The sequence below is a fragment of the Streptomyces sp. NPDC004539 genome (assembly GCF_040610055.1).
In the GTDB taxonomy this organism is placed as follows: domain Bacteria; phylum Actinomycetota; class Actinomycetes; order Streptomycetales; family Streptomycetaceae; genus Streptomyces.
Genome location: NZ_JBEXLS010000009.1, coordinates 125963 through 146506, shown reverse-complemented (window position 1 = coordinate 146506; position 20544 = coordinate 125963). Strand labels below are relative to the sequence as shown.

Sequence of the window (20544 nt, the reverse complement as noted above, 5' to 3'; positions counted from 1 at the left end):
ACTCCTTCTCGGTTCGGGGGCGGTCAGGAGCCCCAGGTCCACTCGGTGATCTCCGGCAGGTCCGTGCCGTGCTCGCGTATCCACGCCTGGTGGCGGGTGCGGGCATCGGCCATCGTCTGGCGGACGGCCGCCGCGCGGACCGCGAGGCCGGGGACGCGGTCGATGACGTCCATGACCAGCCGGTAGCGGTCGAGGTCGTTGCGCACGACCATGTCGAACGGCGTGGTCGTGGTGCCGGACTCCTTGTAGCCGCGCACGTGCAGGTGGGCGTGGCCGGTGCGCCGGTAGGCGAGGCGGTGGATGAGCCACGGGTAGCCGTGGTAGGCGAAGATCACCGGCTTGTCGGCGGTGAACAGGCCGTCGTACTCGAAGTCGCTCATCCCGTGCGGGTGTTCCTCGCGGGGCAGCAGCCGGGCCATGTCGACGACGTTGACGACCCGCACGGCGAGCTGCGGGAGGTGGCGGCGCAGCAACTGGGCGGCGGCCAGCACCTCCTGGGTCGGGACGTCGCCCGCGCAGGCCAGCACGACGTCCGGTTCGCCGCCGTTCTCCGTGCCCGCCCACTCCCAGATCCCGGCGCCGCGCGCGCAGTGGGCGCGGGCCTGCTCCAGGGAGAGCCAGTCGAAGCAGGGCTGCTTGCCGGCCACGATCACGTTGACGTAGTCCCGGCTGCGCAGCGCGTGATCGGCCACCGACAGCAGGGTGTTGGCGTCCGGCGGCAGGTAGACGCGCACGACCTCGGGGCTCTTGTTGAGGACGTGGTCGACGAAGCCGGGGTCCTGGTGGGAGAAGCCGTTGTGGTCCTGGCGCCACACGTGCGACGTCAGCAGGTAGTTGAGGGAGGCGATCGGCGCCCGCCACGGCAGCTCCCGTGACGTCCGCAGCCACTTGATGTGCTGGTTGACCATCGAGTCGACGATGTGCACGAACGCCTCGTAGCAGGAGAACAGCCCGTGCCGCCCGGTCAGCAGATACCCCTCCAGCCAGCCCTGGCAGAGGTGTTCGGAGAGGATCTCCAGCACCCTGCCGTGCCGGTCGAGGTGCTCGTCGACCGGCAGGTGTCCGGCCTGCCACGCCTTGCCGCTCGCGCCGAAGACGGCCTGGAGCCGGTTGGAGGCGGTCTCGTCCGGCCCCACGATCCGGAAGTCCCGCCGCAGCCGCGTGTCCTTCATGACCTGGGCCAGGAAGTCGCCCAGCACACGCGTCGGCTCGTGCAGGGTGGCGCCCGGCTTGTCGACGGGGACGGCGAACCGGTCCAGGTCCCGCAGGGGGAGTTCACGGACGAGGAGGCCGCCGTTGGCGTGCGGCGTCGCGCCGAGCCGCTCGGTGCCCTCGGGGACACAGGCCAGCACGTCGGGAGCGGGGCGGCCGTCGGGGCCGAAGAGCTCCTGGGGGCGGTAGGAGCGCAGCCACGCCTCCAGCTGCCGCAGGTGCTCCGGGTTCTCGCGGACACCGGCCAGCGGGACCTGGTGCGCGCGCCAGGTGCCCTCGACGGGTTCGCCGTCCACCTCCGCCGGCCCGGTCCAGCCCTTCGGGGTGCGCAGCACGATCATCGGCCAGTGCACGCGCTCGGCGACCCCGTCCGCACGGGCGGTGCTCTGCATGACACCGATCAGGTCGAGGGCCCGGTCCATGGCCTCGGCGAGCGCCCGGTGCACCCGCGCCGGGTCGTCGCCGGACACGTACAGGGGCTCGTGGCCGTATCCCCGCAGCAGCTCGTCCAGTTCGGACTCCGGGAGCCGGGACAGCACCGTCGGGTTGGCGATCTTGTAGCCGTTGAGGTGGAGGATCGGCAGGACCGCGCCGTCGTGCACCGGGTCGAGGAACTTGTTCGCGTGCCAGGACGCGGCCAGCGGGCCCGTCTCCGCCTCGCCGTCGCCGATCACGCAGGCGACCAGCATGCCCGGGTTGTCGAAGGCGGCACCGTAGGCGTGCGCGAGGGAGTAGCCCAGCTCGCCGCCCTCGTGGATCGAGCCCGGCGTCTCCGGCGCGACGTGGCTCGGCACCCCGCCGGGGAAGGAGAACTGCCGGAACAGCCGCTCCATGCCGGACGCGTCACGTGACACATCGGGGTACGTCTCGGTGTAGCTGCCGTCCAGCCAGGACCCCGCCAGCACCGCCGGGCCGCCGTGCCCCGGACCCCACACGCACAGCGCGTCCAGACCGCGCGCCTTGATGACGCGGTTGAGGTGCGTGTACACGAGGGTGAGCCCCGGAGAGGTGCCCCAGTGGCCCAGCAGCCGGGGCTTGATGTGCTCGGGCCGGAGCGGCTCGGTGAGCAGCGGGTTGGACATGAGGTAGATCTGGCCGGCCGCGAGGTAGTTGGCGGCCCGCCAGTGGGCGTCCAGGGCGCGCAGCTCGTCGTCGTGCAGCATGGAAGGTCTCCTGGTCATCGGCGGTGCTCGGGTACGACGGCCACCGGGCAGGCGGCGTCGCGCAGGACTCGGTGGGTCACCAGGCCGAGGCGCCCGGCACCGGACCGGGTACCCACGACCAGCAGGTCGGCCGCGAAGGACGCGGACACGAGCAACTGGCGTGCGTGCCCCTCGGCGGCGCGGCGCCGTATCCGCAGCCGCTCGGGGGCGTGCCGCAGCGCCCGTTCCAGCGCGGCGCGGGCCCGCTGCTCGTGGTTCTCGCCCGACGAGGCCCGCCAGGTCCGCACGGCCTCCAGCTCCGCGTCCCGCACCACGGCCTCGCGCACCGCGAACCGCACCGCCGCGGGCCCGCCGACACCGACCACGACCCTGCCGTGCGCCGCGCCGGCGCCCTGACCGCGTACGACGATCACGGGGCACTCGGCGCGGGCGGCCACGGCCGCGCTCACTGAACCTCGCAGCAGTCCGGTGAGCCCGGCGCGGCCCCGGCTGCCGAGCACCAGCGCGGTGGCGTTCCGCGCGGCGCGCAGCAGCGCCGGTTCGGGGTCCTCGCCGGCCACCTCGGTGGAGACCCGGACGTCCGGGGCGCGGCGGTGGACCCGGCGGGCCGCGGATTCCAGGAGACGGCGGTCGTGGCTCCAGCCGTCCTCGGCGTCGCGCCGCCACTCCGAGGCGTGCACCAGGTGCAGGGGCGCGCCGCGCAGGGCCGCCTCGTCCGCCGCCCAGTCCAGAGCCCACAGGCTCGGCTCGGAGCTGTCGACACCGACGACGACCGGTTCCCGTACGGTGCTCGTCGCCCCGCACCAGGGCCGTACGGCCGCTGCCTTCATGGGATGTCCTCTCTGGGGTCAGCCGTGCGACACGACGGCGACGGGGGCGGGGGAGTGGTGCAGGACGGCGTGGGTGACGTGCCCGATATGGGTGCCGAACGGACTGCGCCGGCCCCGCCGGCCCACGACGACCAGGGACGCCTCGCGGCCGGCGGCCACCAGGTGGGCGGCGGCGCTGCCGTACCAGGACTCCTCGGTGACCTCGACGTCCGGGAACTTCTGCCGCCAGGGCCGTACGACGTCGGCCAGCTCCTCGGCGTCGTCCAGCGCGCGGGCCTCGTGCGGGGGCGGGCCGTCGGGGGTGCCGTCCACGACGTACGGCGACGCGCTCCAGGCGTGCACCACACGTAATTCCGTGCCCCGGCGGGCGGCGGCGTCGAAGGCGAAGTCCAGCAGCGCGCTGTCCGGGTGGTCGGTGTCCAGGCCGAGGACGACCGGTCGCTGGGAGTCGTGCTGACGGGACCTGACGAAGACCACGGGGTGGTGGGCGTGGGCCAGGACGTTCAGGCCGACGGAGCCGACCAGGAAGCCGTCGGCACGGCCGAGCCCGCGGGAGCCGAGGACCAGGAGCCCCGCGCCCTTCGAGGCGTGGGCCAGGACTTCGGTGGCGGAACCGGGGAGGCATTCGCCGGTCACCTCGATACCGGGGTGGCGTTTGCCGAGGCCGGCGGCGGCTTCGCGCGGGATGCGGTCGGGGCGGTGCGGGTGGATCTCCGGAACCGGTTCCCGGACCTGGAGGAGTTTCAGCGGCAGGCCGAGGGACTGAGCTTCGAGGGCGGCCCATTCGGCGGCGGCGAGGCTCTCGGGGGAACCGTCGAAGCCGACGGTGATGTTGCGGGGCATGGTGGTCGTCTCCTTGAGGGTGTGTGTCTGGGCGTTCGGTGGGTCAGCGGAGCCAGGTGTGGTCGCGGACGATGGGGAGTCGGGACCATGCGCGTCCGAGGCCCAGGGCGTCGCCGGCGGCGAACGCGGCCAGCGCGATCAGGACGATCGCGTAGACGAGGTGGTAGTCGGCGAACGGGTTGGTCGACATGCTGGCGGTGCCGTCGGCGAGGTGTTTGGCGGGCGGCCATTCGGCGATCCACATGAACGCCATCAGCGCGGTTGCGGCGGCGGCGGCGATCCGCAGGGCCACACCGGTGCTGACGGCGAGGCCGATGCCGAGGAGGGCGAGCATGAACAGCCAGTCGGTCCAGGTGTCCCCGGCCCAGGAGTGGAACGTGGACTGCATGGGTCCGGCGGAGACGTGGGAGAGGAAGCCCTTGGTGGGGGAGCCGCCGTCGATCCAGCCCTTGCCGGAGGGGGTGGCGTAGCCGAAGCCGAAGGTCTTGTCCAGGAACGCCCACAGGAACACGAACCCGGTGACCAGACGCAACGACGCCAACACGTAAGCGGATACGGATGCGGAGTGGGCCTGTACGGCCTCGCCCGCAGTGGTGGTCCGGTGCCGGCGCAGGGACGGCAGGTGGAAACCGGAACGGTGCTCGGGGTGCTGTTGCACGGCCATGGTGGTGGTGTCCCTTCGGGTACGGGTCGGTCGTTGTCCGACACGCATCACTCTCGCGAGACGCGCCCGCCGTCGCCGGATGCCGAAGGTCGGTGCCCGCAGGGCCGAACGGCCCTCTTCGCGCGGCCGGTCGGGGGAGGGTGCCGTTCGGCACGGGGGAGGACCGAACGGCCCCTGTCCGTGCCGCCGGGGCCGGTTCACGCTGGCAGCAGACCGATCTACGCCCCCGCCCACCTGGAGGGCCTGCCATGAACGCCGCACCGACTCCGAGCATGCTGCGTGCCCTTCCCGCGGAACACCGGCACCGGCTCATGCGCTTCGCCCGCGAGGTGTCCTTCGAGGCGGGTACCCGCCTCTTCGAGGAGGGCGGCCGGGCCGACCGGTTCTGGGTGATCCGCACGGGCCGTGTCGAACTCGACATGCGGGTGCCCGGCCGGCAGCCCGCCGTCATCGAGAACCTGGGACACGACGAACTCGTCGGCTGGTCCTGGCTGCTGGGACCGCACATGTGGCACCTGGGAGCCAAAACGACCACGCCCGTGCGGGCGTACGAGTTCGACGGGGACGCGGTGCGTTCCCTGTGCGCGGACGACCCGGAGCTCGGGAACTCCGTCGCCCTGTGGGTCGGAGGTGTCCTGGCGCACCGGCTGCGCTCGGCCCGCACCCGCCTGCTGGACCTGTACGCGCCGTACGGCGCCGGCACCCGTATCTGAGGAGGACCCGATGGACGGCACACCTCACGTCGTCGGCGACGTCATGACGTACACCGTCGTGAGCGTCGGACGCGACGCCTCCTTCAAGGAGATCGTGCGGCTGATGGGGGAGTGGCGGGTCAGCGCCCTGCCCGTCGTGGAGGGCGAGGACCGGGTCGTCGGCGTCGTCTCCGAGGCGGACCTGCTGTGCAAGGAGGAGTTCCGCGACGGCGACCCCGACAGATACACGCAACTGCGGCGCCTCAGGGACATCGAGAAGGCCGGCGGGCTGCTGGCCCGGGACCTGATGACCTCCCCGGCGCTCAGCGTCCGCGCCGACACCACGCTCGCCCAGGCCGCGCGCACCATGGCGCGTGCCCGCGTCAAGCGCCTGCCGGTCGTGGACGCCCTGGGCCGGCTGGAGGGCATCGTCAGCCGCGCCGACCTGCTCAAGGTCTTCCTGCGCGCCGACGAGAGCATCGCCGAGGAGGTCCGGCGCGACGTCGTCGCCCACCTCTTCCCGCTGTCCGCCGCCGAGGTGCGGGTCGACGTCCACGACGGTGTGGTGACGCTCGCCGGGCGGGTCCGGGACACGTCCCTCGTGCCCGTGGCCGCGCGTCTGGTGCGGGCGGTCGAAGGGGTCGTGGACGTTGAGTTCGAGCTGACGCATCCTGGGAAGACGTCCGAGGGGGCCGGTCGGCCCTAGCGTGCCGCGGCCCGGCCGGTGATGATCGTCGTGGCCGTACATCCGCGCAGCGAGAGGTCGTCATGGCGCAGGCACGCACCTTCAGCGAGCAGGACCCGATCCGTGTGTTCCTGCTCGACGACCACGAGGTCGTCCGGCGCGGTCTGGCCGACCTCCTGGACACGGAGCCCGACATCGCGGTCGTCGGTGACGCGGGGACGGTCGGGCACGCGCTGGCGCGGGGTCCGGCGTTGCGGCCGGACGTGGCCGTGCTGGACGTCCGTCTGCCCGACGGGGACGGGATCACCGTCTGCCGTGAGCTGCGTGACCGGATGCCGGAGCTGGCCTGTCTGATGCTGACGTCGTTCGACGACGAGGACGCGCTCCTCGACGCGATCATGGCGGGGGCGTCCGGGTATGTCCTCAAGCAGATCAAGGGCTCCGACCTGGTCTCGGCGGTCCGTACGGTCGCCTCCGGGCAGTCGATGCTGGACCCCGCGACGACGGCCCGTCTGATGCGTTCCCTGCGCGCCGAGCCGGCCGGTGCCCCGGCGGTCCCTGACGAGCTGGCGGGCCTGTCCCCGCGCGAACGCGACATCCTCGCCCTGATCGGGGAGGGCCTGACCAACCGGGAGATCGGCAAGAAGCTGTACCTCTCCGAGAAGACCGTCAAGAACCACATCTCCCGTCTCCTGGCGAAACTCGGCGTCCAGCGCCGCGTCCAGGCGGCGGTGCTGGCCACCCACCTGGAGACACCGGAACCACAGGAGCACCGGGGCAGGTAGGAGATACCGCTGCCCCGGCACGAGGGGAGGCGACAGCCGTGACGGCACCCGATCCGCCGACCGCCGCGGGCGACCTGGGACGCCGGATCACCCGGCGCCGGGCCGACCTTGGCCTCAGCCGCCAGGACATCGCCGCACGCACCGGGATGGCGCCCAGCTACCTCCGCTACCTGGAGGAGCGGGCCGGGGCGTCCCCCGGCTCCGGAGTGCTGCGCAGACTCGCCGACGCGCTGGACACCACTGTCGTCGCGCTCACCGGCGGGGCCGCCGACCGCCCCGTCGGCCTCGCCCGCGCCCGCCGCACCCGCCTCGTGGAGCTGACGCCCAACGAGTGCCGCGTCCTGCTCGCCACGCACGGCGTGGGACGCCTGGCCGTCCCCACCCTCGAAGGCCCCCTCGTGGTGCCCGTCAACTACGGCGTCGTCGCGGGCGCCGTCGTCTACCGCACCGCCCCCGGCACCGTCCTCGCGCGGGCCGATGGCTGCCGGGTGGCCCTGGAGGCCGACCGGATCGACGAGGCGTTCAGCCGGGGCTGGAGCGTCCTCGTCCGGGGCCTTGCCCGGCGGGTCACCGACCCCGCCGAAGTGCTCCGGCTGACCGAGACGGCCCACAGCGAACCCTGGGCGGGGGGAGCGCGCGAGCTGTGGCTGCGCATCGACACCCTCGCCGTCACCGGCCGCCGCATCGTGGGCTGACGGGGACCGACCGGCCCACCGCAAGGGGCCGACCGGCGTGCCGGAGGGTTCCTGAGGCCCCTGTTTCCCGCGCCCGTACGGGACCAGCATCGCTTCCCAGCGGCGGTGCCGACCACCGCCGTCCGTCTCGGGAAGGGGAACGGGCCATGACTCGTCAGAACGTCGTCGTCGGCGTGGACGGCACACCCGGTGCCGTGCGCGCGCTGGACCGTGCCGCCGAGGAAGCCGTACGCCGCGGCACCGGGCTGCGTGTCGTGTACGCCGTGCACGACCGGGACGAGGCCGGGCCGATGCTGGCCTCGGCCGCCACCCGCACCCGGCTGCGCACTCCGGGACTGCCGGTCGTCGCCGACGCCGTGGTCGGCGGGGCGGTGGAGGTGCTCGCCCGCGAGAGCGCGAACGCGGCCCTCACGGTCGTCGGCACCCGGGGGCTGGGCCCCGTCGCCGGTCTCCTCGCCGGGTCCGTGAGCCTCAGGCTCGCCGCCCGGGCACGCGGACCCCTGCTCGTCGTACGCGACGACCGCCCCCGCGCTCCCAAGGCCGACGGGCGGCCGGTGGTGCTCGGCCTGCGGGGCGACGCCGACGACGAGGCCGCCGTGTACGCCTTCCAGGAGGCCGAGCGGCGCCGGGCGCCCCTGCGCGTCCTGCACGCCGTGACCCACCGGCACACCGTCCCCGAGATGCCCTCGCCGATCCCCGCGACCAGCCCCGGCCAGCGGCGCCTGGCCCAGGACGAACAGGCCGAGCGGGCGGTGCCCCGGTTCGGTGTCGCCCGGCTGCGGGAGGAACACCCCGACGTGCCCGTCGAGATCCGCGCCGTGGACACCGACCCCGCCCACGCCCTCCTGGAGGCCGGCCGTGAGGCGTCCGTCGTCGTCATCGGCGCCCACCACTCCGGGCCGGTGACCCACACCCTGCTGGCGCACTCCCCCTGCCCCGTGCTGCTGGTGCCGACCTGCACCTGAACCGGGGGCCCCGGCCCCGCACGCGACCACAGCAGGACGCCCCACAGGAGGTGCGCCATGCAGGCCCCCCGCACCGCCCTGGTCCGCCCCCTGGTGGCCGACTCGTGGGCCCGCTGCACGGCGCGCGGCGTCCACGCCGACCGCCTCCCGCCGCTGTGCGCCGCCTTCGCCGACCTCGACGAGCGGCGGCGCGAGCACCCGCTGGCCGCCGCCCTGCCGCTCCTGCGCGACCTGCTCGGCCGCGGCGCCGCCGACGACGGACACGTCTTCGCGGTCACCGACCGGGACGGCACCCTCCTGTGGGTCGAGGGGGACCCGGCGGCCCTGCGCCTCGTCGTACACGGACAGCGCCTGCTCGGCGGCCTCGCCGGCCTGGGTGAGCTGGTAGATGAAGCGCCTGCGGTAGAGGTCCTCGACCGCCGTCACCCGGGACGTGTCCGGGTCTGCCCGCAGATTGCCCCAGCCGACGAGACTGTCGAGGGCCTTGGCCACGGTGTCCCGGTCGGCGGGGCGGTGCTCCGGCTCCAGCGCCGCGTGCACGTCCTCGGGCCGCAGATGCACCGCGAAGCGCTCCTTGGCCGTGAGGAACACGCGCATCACCCGGCGGTAAAGGGCCGCGCTGGGCGCACTGAGATGGGCGGAGGGGACGTACTCGGCTCGGGTGGGTCCGGAGGGTGGTGACGTCATCGTCCGGTCATCGTCCCTGACGCGAGCCTCACTTCCGTAGCCATGGCTATGGCGTCACTCCAGGCGAATTGAGGGCCGGGGTGCGGGGCGAGGGGCCGGTGACCGGCTGCTGCCGGACGGGCAGCGAAGGCTGGAGGAGAGACCGGCGGCGAAGTACGCGGTGCCGGCTGCGGGAGACCCCGACGACGGCGACGAAGACGACGGAGCGACGATGGCCGTCACGTGGATCGTTCCCGCGCGCGACTGCATCACGCGGGGCACGACCGAGACGAGGCGTCAGCGCACGCTTGCCGCATCCAGCGCGTCGGTTCCGATCCCCGCTCAGGCGTCGGTGGCATCGGCAGCGCCGGACGCCTGACGCCAGGCCGACAGGTCCGGGTCGCTCGCACCGCCACGCTCGGCCTCGGTACGGAAGAAGGCCGTCAGTTTCGCCTCGATCCGGTGTGTCACCTGACTCGCGGGGAGAGCGGTCGTCGGCAGCCGGGGAAGTCGACACCGACGCCGACTTGGCAGGTGAGCGTGGCCGCCGCCTCCAGCAGGCGTTCTCCGCGAGTCACCTTCACTTCGGTGGTCATATCGCGAGGTCAACCAGGATCGAACAGAACGGCAAGAGGCCGGTTTCCAGAGGTGTCGGGACCCGGCCGCCGCCGAGCCACGATGATGTGCGCGCCCCTCGTCCCCACGAGGGGCGCGCACACGGGGCCGCTCCGCTCAACGGCCCCGTCCTGGGGGTACGGAAGGCGTTCCGCTACACCGGGGTGCCGTTTTTCTCGGGCTCCGTCTCGGCGGGGTGGCGGTGCAGCCCCTTGCGGTCGTACCAGCCCAGGACGCCGAATCCGAACAGGACGGCCGCCGTGAGGCCGGCGCCCATCATCAGCCAGCCCCGGGTGAGGCCCGCGTCGCCCTGGGCGTCGTAGTAGAGGATCGAGCGGACGCCGCCGACGATCTGCCGCAGCGGCTCGAACTCCGCGAGGAACCGGTAGAAGCCGGGCAGCGCCTGGACGGGCGTGGTGGCCCCGGCCGTCGGCACCGCCATGCCGATGAAGACGAGGGTGACGACCAGCATGCCGGGTGTGCCGAACACGGCGAGGAGGGTGAGCGCGCCGATGCCGGAGACCGCGACGGCGCACACCGAGTACAGCCACAGCAGCGGCAGATGGGAGGCGTCCATGCCCATGAGGCCGACCGCGCCCGCCATGACCAGCGTGCCCGTCAGCAGGGACAGCGCCACCATGAGGGTGCTGCTGACGGCGAGGGTCTGCACCCGGGTCGCGCGGATCAGGGGGCGGTGCAGGCGCAGCGGGCCCATGTCGTTGTGGGTGTAGCCGAGCGTGTGGTCGACCTGGCCGCTGATCACGTTGGCCGAGAGCATGCCGACGACCACGAGGGTGAGGGCGTAGTAGAACGTGGTCAGGCCGAGGCCGCTGTGCGAAGCGGGTGGCCGTCCGTCACGGTGACGGCGACCGGGTCGGCGAGCAGGGCGCGTACGGGGGCGGGCAGCTCGGACCGCGCGGTCAGCTCCTTGCCGATGCCCAGTGAGGCGGTCTCGGCGGCCTGCGTCGTCGCCGTCCGGGCCAGCCCGGAGCCGATGCTGCCGGCGGACTGGTTCGTCAGCACTGTCAGCTCTGGGCGGACCGGGGGTTCGGCGGCTGCGGCGCCGGTCAGTGCGGCGACCGAGGACGTGAAGTCGGCGGGGACGACGAGCGCGCCGTACAGCTTGCCCTTGCCGAGTTCCTCGCGCATCTCCTTCTCGTCCATCACCCGCCAGTCGATCTTGTCCCCGCCGGACTTCTCGACGGACTCGGTGATCCGCGCCCCCAGGTCGCCCCGGTCGGCGTTGACCAGGCCGACGGGCAGGTTCTTCAGGTGGCCGGCCGGGTCGACGTTGGCGCCGACGTACAGCACGGCGAACAGCAGCGCGAGAGTGCCGGTGATGACACCGCTGGCGATCCACAGGGGTTTCGCGCGCAGCACGCGGAAGGGATGAATTCCATTCATGACTTTCTCCGGCCTGGACAGCACAACTGCATCGGGAGAAGACCGGACGGCACCGTTGCCGGACCGGTAACTCGCTGACTTGGATTCGGCATTCACATCAAGAGGTCCCCGTGTCCCGGGACGCCCGCCGGGAGCACCGCCGCCGTTCCCAGGAAGACTCCATCGCGGTGGCGGACCGTCAGCGTGCGGTCTCCAGGACTCCCTTGACCGGGGCCGATCGGCGAGGCCGGCTTCACGGAACCTGCGGTCGCGGTCCTCGTGGGTGCGGTGCAGGTGGCGAAGTCCGGCCGGGCGTCGCACGCGCTCAGGCCGGGGATCAATTCGTTGACGGCCCCGGTGCCGGTGATGCCGTGTTCATCGGAGGAAGAAGTCGATGAGGCGTTCGGTGCGCTTGCCGAAGGGGGCGTACAGCTGGCGGGTGGCGTTCCAGCGTCCCTGTACGTAGATGCCCTTGGGGTGGCTGAGCGTGCGGAATCCTTCGATGCCGTGGTACTTGCCCATCCCGCTGGCGCCGACGCCGCCGAAGGGGAGGTCGTCCTGCGCGACATGCATGATCGTGCCGTTGACGGTGACGTTGCCGGAGGTCGTGCGGTCGAGGACCTTGCGCCGGTCGGGGCCGTTGTCGCCGAAGTAGTAGAGGGCGAGCGGCCGGGGCCGTGCGTTGACGTAGTCGATGGCGTCGTCGATGTCGCGATACCCGAAGACCGGCAGGATGGGGCCGAATATCTCCTCGTGGGCGATCCGCATGTCGTCGGTGACGCCGAGCACGACGGTCGGCGCGAGGGTGTGCGGGCGGCGGGCCGCGTCGCCCGGCCGGTGTCCGACCTCGATGATCCGCGCCCCGTGGGCGCGGGCGTCCTCTATCAGGCCGGTGAGGATCTTGTGCTGCTTGTCGTCGACGATCGAGGTGTAGTCCTCGCCGGTGGGGCCGTCGGGGTAGGCGGTCTTCACCAGCCTGTCGTAGGCGGCGATGAAGGCGTCGACCTCGGATTCGTGCACCAGGGCGTAGTCGGGGGCGATGCAGGTCTGCCCGCCGCTGAGAAGCTTGCCGAAGACGATGTCGGACACCGCCTGGTCCCGGACGTGTCCCTTGGCCACGATGGTCGGGGACTTGCCGCCGAGTTCCAGCGTGACGGGGACGAGGTGGTCGCTGGCCGCCTTCATCACGGCACGCCCGACCACGGTGCTGCCGGTGAAGACGAGATGGTCGAAGGGCAGTGCGGAGAACGCGGCGCCGTCGCCGCTGACCATCGTGACCTGCTCCGGGGGGAAGAGGTCGGCGAGTATCGAGGCGAGCACCGCGTTCGTCGCCGGGGTCAGCTTGGACGGCTTGAGCATGACGCGGTTGCCGGCGGCGATCGCGGTGACGACGGGCATGAGCGACAGGTTGACCGGATAGTTCCACGGCGAGATGACGCCGACCACGCCGAGCGGCTGGTACTCGATGCGATTGCTGCCGAAACGCAGCAGCAACTCGATATGGCGGCGGGTCGGGCGCATGAACCGACGGAGGTTGCGGTGCAGGTAGTCGATGCCCTGCACGACGCCCACGAGTTCCATGATCGCGGTCTCGTGTCGCGAGCGATGTCCGAAGTCGGCGTCGATCGCCTCCTCGATGGCGCCGCGCCGGGCGATCAGCGCCGCCTTGAATCTGGACAGGTCGGTGCGCCGAGCCTGGAGCGAGGGCGCCCCGTCACGGAGGTAGGCGGCGCGCTGAGCCTGGAGGATGTGCTGGAAGCGCTCCGCGTCGGTGAGCTGTGCGGTGATGTCGGTGCTGTTCATGGCGGTGTTCCTTGGCTGTCGGGGAGGGCGATGAGGTGCGGTGGGCGCCGACGGCGGGCCGTCCGGCCCATGAACCGGACCCATCGAGCAGTACGGCGAGCCATGGGCCAGGGGGTCGGTGGGCACCGTGCTCGCGCGGGCTGGTACTGGTGTGAAGCTCGGGCGGCGTCGGCTGCGGTCGGGGCGGGATCTCGCCGCCGAGGAGGAACCGGCGCCCTCCGTCGGCGGTGGTCCGGGGGTGTCAGTGGCCCGGCCCGGTCGAGCGCATCTGCCAGCGGGTCAGCGCTCCGAAGGCCCGGACGTTGGCTCGGCGGGTGGTGAAACGCGAGGTCAGGGTGGTCACCCAGTTGAAGGTGCCCGAGACGACGCTGGGCGGCGGGTTGCGCCGGTCGAGCGCCCGCAGGGCGGTCGCGACGACCTGGCCCGGGGTCTGCATCCGGACACCGCGGGCCATGTCGTCCGAGCCGATCGCGTCGAAGAACTCGGTGCGGGTCGGGCCCGGGGAAAGAGCGAGCACGCGCAGCCCGGTCCCCCGCGACTCCTCCCACAGTGCCTCGGTGAAACTCAGCACGAAAGCCTTCGTCGCCCCGTAGACCGCGGCATTCGGCCACGGCTGATACCCCAGAGAGCTGGCGACATTGACCAGGACCCCGGTCAGCTGGCCGACGAACGCCCGGGTGACGTCGACCAGGCTGGTCACGTTCAGGCCGATCTCCTGCCGGACCTTCTTCGCGTCCTCCTGACGGAAAGGAGTGTGAGTGCCGAAGCCCGCGTTGTTGACGAGGCTGGTGACGGTGATCCCGCGCCGGGCCACCTCCTCGGCCAGCGCCTCACCCGCGTCCGGCGCGGTCAGGTCGAACGGCACCGCCGTGACGGTGACCCGGTACTTCACGGACAGTTCGTCGGCCAGCGCCTCCAGCCGGTCCGCACGGCGGGCGACCAGTACGAGGTCCGAACCGCGCTCGGCGAACTGGCGGGCGAACTCCGCCCCGAGCCCGGCACTGGCCCCGGTGATCAGCGTGGTCTGGGTGCGGTAGTCGATCTTGTTCATGGCGCCTCCTTCTCTCGATCCTTATCTGCGACATCAAGGTAGCATTTCGAGGAGCTAACGGCATCACACTTGTCTCAATTTTACATTAGTGCGCAACTGTACTGACGCATCTATGCGCAAAATTGCAGGTCAGGCGTATGGTCTTCGGTGCATCGCGAATCGACAACGGGAGTGGATAGGTCATGGGCCGACCTCTACGGGCAGATGCCGCGCGCAGCGTGCGCGCGATTCTGGAAGCGGCCGAGCAGGTGCTCGCCGAAGACCCCGGTGCCTCCATGGAGCAGATCGCCGAACAGGCGGGGGTGGCCAGAACGACCGTGCACCGGCGTTTCGCCAACCGTCAGGCCCTCATCGAAGCGCTCGGCGCCTCGGCGAAGCGACAGCTCATGGAGTGCGTGGAAGACGCCCACATGGACACCGCCCCACCGCTCGTGGCTCTGCACCGCGTCACGGCGAACGTCCTGCGGACCAAGAGCGTCTGGCGGTTCACCCTCGGCCACCCCCTCGCGGATACCCCCCTCACGGCGGAGATCTGGTCCGAGATCAACGCCGGCTCCCTCCAGTTCTTCGCCCGGGCCCAGCGCGAGGGGCTCCTCGCCCCGGACACGGACCTCATGTGGGCGCAGCGGGTCTACTACGCCCTCGTCGACGAGGCCCAGCACGGAGGCGGTGCGGACCGCGACCCGGACCAGGTACGGCAGAACGCCGACGCGCTGGCCACGCTCGTCGTCGACACGTTCCTGCGCGGCATGGGCACCAACGGCTGAAGCGTCCGGCCGACGCTCACGGCAGCCGGACAAGGCCCACACCGTCCGGTCCGTGACCACAGCGGTGAAGGACAGGGAGGCGCATCTGGCCCACTAGCGAGGTGGCCCTCGGGGGGCGAAGTCGGGAGGCACTCCCCGCCGAGGGCCTTGGCTCGCGCACCGGCCTCCACCGGTACTCCAGCAGGCGAGTTTGTCGGCGACGTATTCCTACAGGTCGTCACGGATGCGATCGGGTTCCCACCGCGTACCGGCGCGCAGGTGCTGGAGCCCGTCCGGCGTGTGGTGGCCGGCCTGTTCGGCCAGCTGCCAGCTGCTCTTGCGGGCCACCGGGGCGAGCAGCCCGCGGACGTGGTCCCGCACGCGTCGGCGCAGCTCGACCCGGCCGAAGCGATGCCCGATGGTCAGGAAGAGATCGTCCGGTTCGAAGTCCCGCTACACGCCCTCCAGCAGACGGGGGAACAGCTACTGGCGCGGCGTGGGCCGGGGGTGTCGGGCGTGCCCTGGAGGACGAGAGCGAGGTGCGGCGGGACTCCGCCGGCAGTGCGGACGACGCACTGGGCGAGGACAACGACGACACCGAGGGACGCAGCGCGGCTTGACGCCCAGCCACCGATGAGGCGGTGGTCCGGGACGGACTGCCAGGTTGCGCTGCCGGTCGACGCACCCGCGCTCCGGCCGGACGAAGTGATCCACGCAGCCGGATCGGTGGTACCCGGCGGACCGCGCGCTCTCAGTTCGGCAGGCGGCGTCCACGTGCCATCCACGGTCCGGTGGGGACGGCAGGGCGAGGTGATCGACTGACGGCCTGGGAGACCGTTGTCCTGACGCTTCCCCGGACGCGACCGCCCTCCGGGACCTGTTCACCAAGGAGATGGCCTCGGCTTCGAGGCGTCCGAGGCACTGGGTCCTGAGGCCCCGCCACCACCGGGCCCGGGGCCGAACGGCCCCCCTTCGGGCCCTGTCCGGCACTCCTCCCGGCGATCACGAACGGCGAGCATCGAGAGGCAGGACACGAGCCACAAGGCACGAGAACCAGGGAGAGGAACGGCGATGACCGTGACCACGGCGCATGAGGGCCGGACGGCCTGGCGGGGATTCGAGGGCGGCGGCTGGCGGGAGCGCATCGACGTCCGCGACTTCATCCAGGCCAACTACACGCCGTACGAGGGCGACGCGTCGTTCCTGACCGGCCCCACCGACCGCACCCTGGCCGTCTGGGAGAAGGTGAGCGCCCTGTTCCCCGAGGAGCGCGCCCGGGGCGTCCTCGACGTGGACACCGCCACCCCCTCGACGATCACCTCCCACGCCCCCGGCTGGATCGACCGCGACCGCGAGCTGATCGTGGGCCTCCAGACGGACGCGCCCCTCAAACGGGCGATCATGCCGAACGGCGGCCTGCGGATGGTGGAGAACGGCCTGCGCGCGTACGGCTACGCGCCCGACCCGTTCGTCACGAAGGTCTTCGGCACCTACCGCAAGACCCACAACGACGGCGTCTTCGACGCGTACACGCCCGAGATGCGCGCCGCCCGCCGGGCCGGCGTCATCACGGGCCTCCCCGACGCCTACGGACGCGGCCGGATCATCGGCGACTACCGGCGCGTCGCCCTGTACGGCACGGCCCGGCTCACCGAGGCCAAGAAGGCCGAGCGGGCCCTGCTCGACGCCCGCGCCTCCAGCCCCATCCGCGACCGGGAGGAACTCGCCGAACAGATCAAGGCGTTGGGCGAGCTGGAAACGATGGCCGCCTCCTACGGCTGCGACGTCTCCCGCCCCGCCGCCACCGCCCGCGAGGCCGTGCAGTGGCTCTACCTCGGCTACCTCGCCGCCGTGAAGGAACAGAACGGCGCGGCGATGTCGCTGGGCCGCACCTCCACCTTCCTCGACGTCTACCTCCAGCGGGACCTGACCGACGGCGTCCTCGACGAGACCGGCGCCCAGGAACTCGTCGACGACTTCGTCGTCAAGCTGCGCATCGTCCGCTTCCTGCGCACCCCGGAGTACGACGCCCTCTTCTCCGGCGACCCCACCTGGGTGACGGAGTCCCTCGGCGGCATGGGCGCCGACGGCCGCACCCTGGTCACCCGCACCACGTTCCGCTTCCTCCAGACCCTCTACAACCTCGGCCCCGCCCCGGAACCCAACCTCACCGTCCTGTGGTCACCCCGGCTCCCGGCCGCCTTCAAGGAGTTCTGCGCCCGGATCTCCATCGACACCAGCGCCGTCCAGTACGAGTCCGACGAACTCACCCGCCCGCGCACCGGCGACGACACCGCGATCGCCTGCTGCGTCTCCGCCATGACGGTGGGCCGGCAGATGCAGTTCTTCGGCGCCCGCGTCAACCTCGCCAAGGCCCTGCTGTACGCCGTCAACGGCGGCCGGGACGAGATGACCGGCGACCAGATCGCACCCCCGGCACCCCCGCTGACAGGCGAGTACCTGGACTACGAGGAGCTGTCGGCGGCGTACGACAAGGTCCTCGACTGGCTGGCGGCGACCTACGTCAACACCCTGAACGTCATCCACTACATGCACGACAAGTACGCGTACGAACGCCTGGAGATGGCCCTGCACAACCACCCGGTGCACCGCCTGATGGCCTGCGGCATCGCCGGCCTCTCCGTCGCCGCGGACAGCCTGTCGGCCGTCAAGTACGCGCGCGTGAAGGTCTTCCGGGACGCCACCGGCCTCGCCGTCGACTTCCGCACCGAGGGCGACTTCCCCGCCTACGGCAACAACGACGACCGCGCCGACCGGATCGCCGCCGGCCTCGTCGAGTCGTTCATGGCGAAGGTGCGCCGCCACCCCGTCTACCGCGACGCCGAGCACACCCAGTCCGTCCTGACGATCACCTCGAACGTCGTCTACGGCAAGCACACCGGCAACACCCCCGACGGCCGCCGCGCCGGGCAGCCCTTCGCGCCGGGCGCCAACCCGATGAACGGCCGCGACCGGCACGGCGTCGCCGCCTCCGCCCTGTCGGTGGCGAAACTGCCGTACGAACAGGCCCGCGACGGCATCTCCCTCACCACGACCGTCACCCCCGAGGGCCTGGGCCACAACCCGGCCGAACGCGCGCACAACCTCGTCGGCATCCTCGACGCCTACACGGCCGGCGGCGGCTTCCACATGAACGTCAACGTCCTCGACCGGGCCACCCTGGAGGACGCCATGGCCCACCCGGAGAAGTACCCCGACCTCACCGTCCGCGTCTCCGGATACGCCGTCAACTTCGTCCGCCTGACCCGCGAGCAGCAACTCGACGTGATCAGCCGCACGTTCCACGGATCGCTGTGAGCACCACGGCCGGCCGTATCCACTCCTGGGACCTGTCCACCGGCGTGGACGGGCCCGGGACCCGGTTCGTGCTGTTCGTCTCCGGCTGCCCGCTGCGCTGCCTGTACTGCGCCAACCCCGACACCTGGCACCTGCGGGACGGCACGCCGACGACCGCCGACGAGGTCATGGCGGAGATCGAACGCCACCGCCCCTTCCTCACCGCGGCGGGCGGCGGCGTCACCCTCACCGGCGGCGAACCGCTCCTCCAGTCCGCCTTCACCGGCGAGATCCTGCGCCGCTGCAAGGCGCTCGGCCTGCACACCGCCCTCGACACCTCCGGCTTCCTCGGCGCCCGCGCCGACGACACCCTCCTCGCCGACGCCGACCTCGTCCTGCTGGACATCAAGTCCTTCGACATCACCACCCACCGGCACCTGACCGGCGCCCCCCTCGCCCCCACCCTCACCTTCGCGACCCGCCTCGACCGCCTCGGCGTCCCGATGTGGATCAGATACGTCCTCGTCCCCGGCTGGACCGACGACCCGGAAGCCGTGGACGGCCTGGCCCACTTCGTCGCCGGCCTCGAAGCCGTGGACCGTGTGGACGTCCTGCCCTTCCACAAGCTCGGCGCCCACAAGTACGACGCCCTCGGCATCCCCTTCCCGCTGCGCGACACCCCGACCCCGGCACCGGAACTCACCGAGAGCGTCCGCGCCCGCTTCCGGGCCCACGGAGTCCCCGCCTACTGACGCCCCTCCCAGGCGCGGTACGCGGCCACCGCCGTCGGCAGCGTCGGGAAGATCCGCTCCTCACCGACCGACTCCACCAGCCCGTACGCCCGCAGATCGGCCAGCAGATCCTGCTTGACCCGCGCGAGCGCGAACACGACACCCCGGTCGGCGAGTTCACGGCGCAGCTCGTCGACGGCGTCCAGCGCGGTGATGTCGACCTCCACGTTGGCCTCCGTGTTCAGGACGAACCAGCGCACGGGCCCGGTCTGTTCGTCCACGGCGGCCAGGGCCCGGCGCCGGAAGTCCTCCGCGTTCGCGAAGAACAGCGGGGAGTCGTAGCGGTACACCAGCAGCCCGGGGACCGTGCGGGCCTGCGGATAGTCGTCGACGTCGTGCATGCCGGCCACCCCGGGCACCAGCCCCTCCACCGCGTCGTGCGGGCGCGCCACCCGGCTCAGCAGCTCCGCCACCGACAGGCCGACGGCCACGATCACCCCGTACAGGATGTCCAGGGCCAGCACCCCGGCCAGGCAGCCCAGCGCCAGCAGCAGTTCGCGCCGCCGGAACGACGCCAGGCGCCGGAACCCCGCCAGGTCGATCATCCGCGTCGCCGCGTACACGACCAGGGCGCCCAGGACCGCCGACGGCATGCGGGCCAGCAGCGGACTCAGGAACAGCAGCACGGCCAGCACCAGCGCGCCCGCGACCAGCGAGTACGCCTGACTGCGCGCGTGCGCCGAGGCGGCCAGCGCGGTACGGCTCGCGCTGCTGGACACCGGGAAGCCGTGCAGGGCGCCCGCGCCGAGGTTGGCCGCGCCCAGGGCGAGGAACTCCTGGTCGGCGTCGATCCCGGGACCGTCGCTGAACGCCCGCGCCGTCAGCACGAAGTCCGTGTAGGCGACCAGGAGCACGCCGAGCGCGGGCAGCACGAGGTGCGGCAGCTCGCCCAGGCCGGGCAGGGCCGGGCTCGGCAGGCCGGACGGGACCTCGCCGATCACCTTCAGGCCGTACCGCCCGTCGAGGTCGAACACCGCGACGGCGGCCGTGGCCAGGACGACCGCGAGCAGGGGGCCGGGCACGGAGCGGGGGGAGCGGGCCGCCAGGAGCAGGAACGTCAGGGTCACCGCGGACAGGACCGCCGTGGCCGGGTGGACGTCCGGGACGTGGCGGACGAAGGACCACAGCTGCGGGAAGAACTCCTCGCCGGACGTGCGGACGCCGGTCAGCTTCGGCAGCTGGTCCACCATCATGATCAGGGCCACGCCGGTCAGATAGCCGACGAGGACCGGGCGCGACAGCAGGTCCGCGAGGAACCCCAGCCGCACCGCGCGCGCGACCAGGCACAGCAGGCCCACCGTCACCGCCAGGGCCGCCGCCAGCGACGCGTACCTTCCGGGATCGCCCGCCGCGAGCGGCGCCACCACGGTAGCCGTCATCAGCGCGGTCGTCGACTCCGGGCCCACCGACAGCAGCCGCGAGGAGCCGAACACCGCGTACAGCCCGAGCGCCGGCAGGATCGCCCACAGCCCGGCGACCGGCGCCAGCCCCGCCACCCCCGCGTACGCCATGACCTGCGGAACGAGATACGCGGCCACCGTCACCCCGGCGAGCAGATCGCCGGACAGCCACGTACGCCGGTAGCCGCGCAGCGTGACGAGACCGGGCGCCAGCCGGTGCCATCGGGGGGCGTGCGTGTCCTTCGGCATCTCCTGCCT

17 protein-coding genes and 3 pseudogenes are annotated in these 20544 nt (G+C 72.2%); 8 read left to right on the top strand and 12 right to left on the bottom strand.

Annotated features, from left to right (window positions below; translation table 11 throughout):
- Window positions 1–23 precede the first annotated feature (23 nt).
- From ABZX85_RS20600 to ABZX85_RS20585, 4 genes are read right to left on the bottom strand one after another with little or no spacing between them, the layout of a single operon-like run.
- Complete coding sequence (locus tag ABZX85_RS20600) at window positions 24–2375, bottom strand: phosphoketolase family protein (RefSeq protein WP_355870301.1); 2352 nt, start codon at window positions 2373–2375, stop codon at window positions 24–26.
- Between the two features lie 14 nt (window positions 2376–2389).
- The gene (locus tag ABZX85_RS20595) at window positions 2390–3205 is read right to left on the bottom strand and encodes a universal stress protein (protein ID WP_355870298.1); all 816 of its coding nucleotides are present in this window, start codon (window positions 3203–3205) and stop codon (window positions 2390–2392) included.
- An 18-nt stretch (window positions 3206–3223) separates the two neighbouring features.
- The gene (locus ABZX85_RS20590) at window positions 3224–4048 is read right to left on the bottom strand and encodes a universal stress protein (RefSeq protein WP_355870296.1); all 825 of its coding nucleotides are present in this window, start codon (window positions 4046–4048) and stop codon (window positions 3224–3226) included.
- Between the two features lie 43 nt (window positions 4049–4091).
- Window positions 4092–4712, bottom strand: a complete 621-nt coding sequence (locus ABZX85_RS20585; protein ID WP_355870293.1) for a hypothetical protein — start codon at window positions 4710–4712, stop codon at window positions 4092–4094.
- A 248-nt stretch (window positions 4713–4960) separates the two neighbouring features.
- On the opposite strand from ABZX85_RS20585, the gene ABZX85_RS20580 reads away from it, so the two are divergent.
- The 5 genes from ABZX85_RS20580 to ABZX85_RS20560 all read left to right on the top strand — a co-directional run bounded on the left by ABZX85_RS20580 (window position 4961) and on the right by ABZX85_RS20560 (window position 8534).
- Entirely contained in the window at window positions 4961–5425 is a 465-nt protein-coding gene (locus tag ABZX85_RS20580; protein WP_355870290.1) for a cyclic nucleotide-binding domain-containing protein, read from the top strand.
- Window positions 5426–5435: 10 nt separating this feature from the next.
- Entirely contained in the window at window positions 5436–6110 is a 675-nt protein-coding gene (locus ABZX85_RS20575) for a CBS domain-containing protein (RefSeq protein WP_355870287.1), read from the top strand.
- 62 nt (window positions 6111–6172) lie between these two features.
- On the top strand, window positions 6173–6874 hold the full coding sequence (locus tag ABZX85_RS20570; protein WP_355870284.1) for a response regulator transcription factor: 702 nt from the start codon (window positions 6173–6175) through the stop codon (window positions 6872–6874).
- Window positions 6875–6912: 38 nt separating this feature from the next.
- On the top strand, window positions 6913–7569 hold the full coding sequence (locus tag ABZX85_RS20565; RefSeq protein WP_355870281.1) for a pyridoxamine 5'-phosphate oxidase family protein: 657 nt from the start codon (window positions 6913–6915) through the stop codon (window positions 7567–7569).
- A 146-nt stretch (window positions 7570–7715) separates the two neighbouring features.
- On the top strand, window positions 7716–8534 hold the full coding sequence (locus tag ABZX85_RS20560; protein ID WP_355870278.1) for a universal stress protein: 819 nt from the start codon (window positions 7716–7718) through the stop codon (window positions 8532–8534).
- Between the two features lie 366 nt (window positions 8535–8900).
- Here ABZX85_RS20560 and ABZX85_RS20555 read toward each other — a convergent pair.
- From ABZX85_RS20555 to ABZX85_RS20530, 6 genes and pseudogenes are all read right to left on the bottom strand, one after another.
- Window positions 8901–9131, bottom strand: a pseudogene (locus ABZX85_RS20555) (DUF2397 family protein); the annotation flags it as partial.
- A gap of 438 nt (window positions 9132–9569) precedes the next feature.
- Window positions 9570–9683, bottom strand: a pseudogene (locus ABZX85_RS20550) (TetR/AcrR family transcriptional regulator); the annotation flags it as partial.
- Window positions 9668–9796 (bottom strand): hypothetical protein, encoded by a 129-nt coding sequence (locus ABZX85_RS20545; RefSeq protein WP_355870743.1) that lies wholly within the window; start codon window positions 9794–9796, stop codon window positions 9668–9670. The pseudogene ABZX85_RS20550 and the gene ABZX85_RS20545, both read right to left, overlap by 16 nt.
- 173 nt (window positions 9797–9969) lie before the next feature.
- A pseudogene (locus ABZX85_RS20540) lies at window positions 9970–11219 on the bottom strand (DUF3533 domain-containing protein).
- Between the two features lie 354 nt (window positions 11220–11573).
- Window positions 11574–13001, bottom strand: coding sequence for a coniferyl aldehyde dehydrogenase (locus ABZX85_RS20535; protein WP_355870275.1), 1428 nt, complete (start codon window positions 12999–13001; stop codon window positions 11574–11576).
- A 241-nt stretch (window positions 13002–13242) separates the two neighbouring features.
- Window positions 13243–14052, bottom strand: coding sequence for an SDR family oxidoreductase (locus tag ABZX85_RS20530; RefSeq protein WP_355870272.1), 810 nt, complete (start codon window positions 14050–14052; stop codon window positions 13243–13245).
- A 182-nt stretch (window positions 14053–14234) separates the two neighbouring features.
- On the opposite strand from ABZX85_RS20530, the gene ABZX85_RS20525 reads away from it, so the two are divergent.
- Entirely contained in the window at window positions 14235–14819 is a 585-nt protein-coding gene (locus ABZX85_RS20525; RefSeq protein WP_355870270.1) for a helix-turn-helix domain-containing protein, read from the top strand.
- Between the two features lie 207 nt (window positions 14820–15026).
- Here ABZX85_RS20525 and ABZX85_RS20520 read toward each other — a convergent pair whose 3' ends face one another.
- Entirely contained in the window at window positions 15027–15179 is a 153-nt protein-coding gene (locus ABZX85_RS20520; protein ID WP_355870267.1) for a hypothetical protein, read from the bottom strand.
- Between the two features lie 690 nt (window positions 15180–15869).
- On the opposite strand from ABZX85_RS20520, the gene pflB reads away from it, so the two are divergent.
- Both pflB and pflA read left to right on the top strand, forming a co-directional pair.
- Complete coding sequence (gene pflB, locus ABZX85_RS20515; protein WP_355870264.1) at window positions 15870–18116, top strand: formate C-acetyltransferase; 2247 nt, start codon at window positions 15870–15872, stop codon at window positions 18114–18116.
- Window positions 18113–18847 (top strand): pyruvate formate-lyase-activating protein, encoded by a 735-nt coding sequence (gene pflA, locus ABZX85_RS20510; protein ID WP_355870262.1) that lies wholly within the window; start codon window positions 18113–18115, stop codon window positions 18845–18847. The genes pflB and pflA overlap by 4 nt, the downstream gene beginning before the upstream one ends.
- On the opposite strand, the gene sulP is transcribed toward pflA, so the two are convergent.
- Window positions 18841–20535, bottom strand: a complete 1695-nt coding sequence (gene sulP, locus ABZX85_RS20505) for a sulfate permease (RefSeq protein ID WP_355870730.1) — start codon at window positions 20533–20535, stop codon at window positions 18841–18843. The genes pflA and sulP overlap by 7 nt on opposite strands.
- Window positions 20536–20544: the final 9 nt, after the last annotated feature.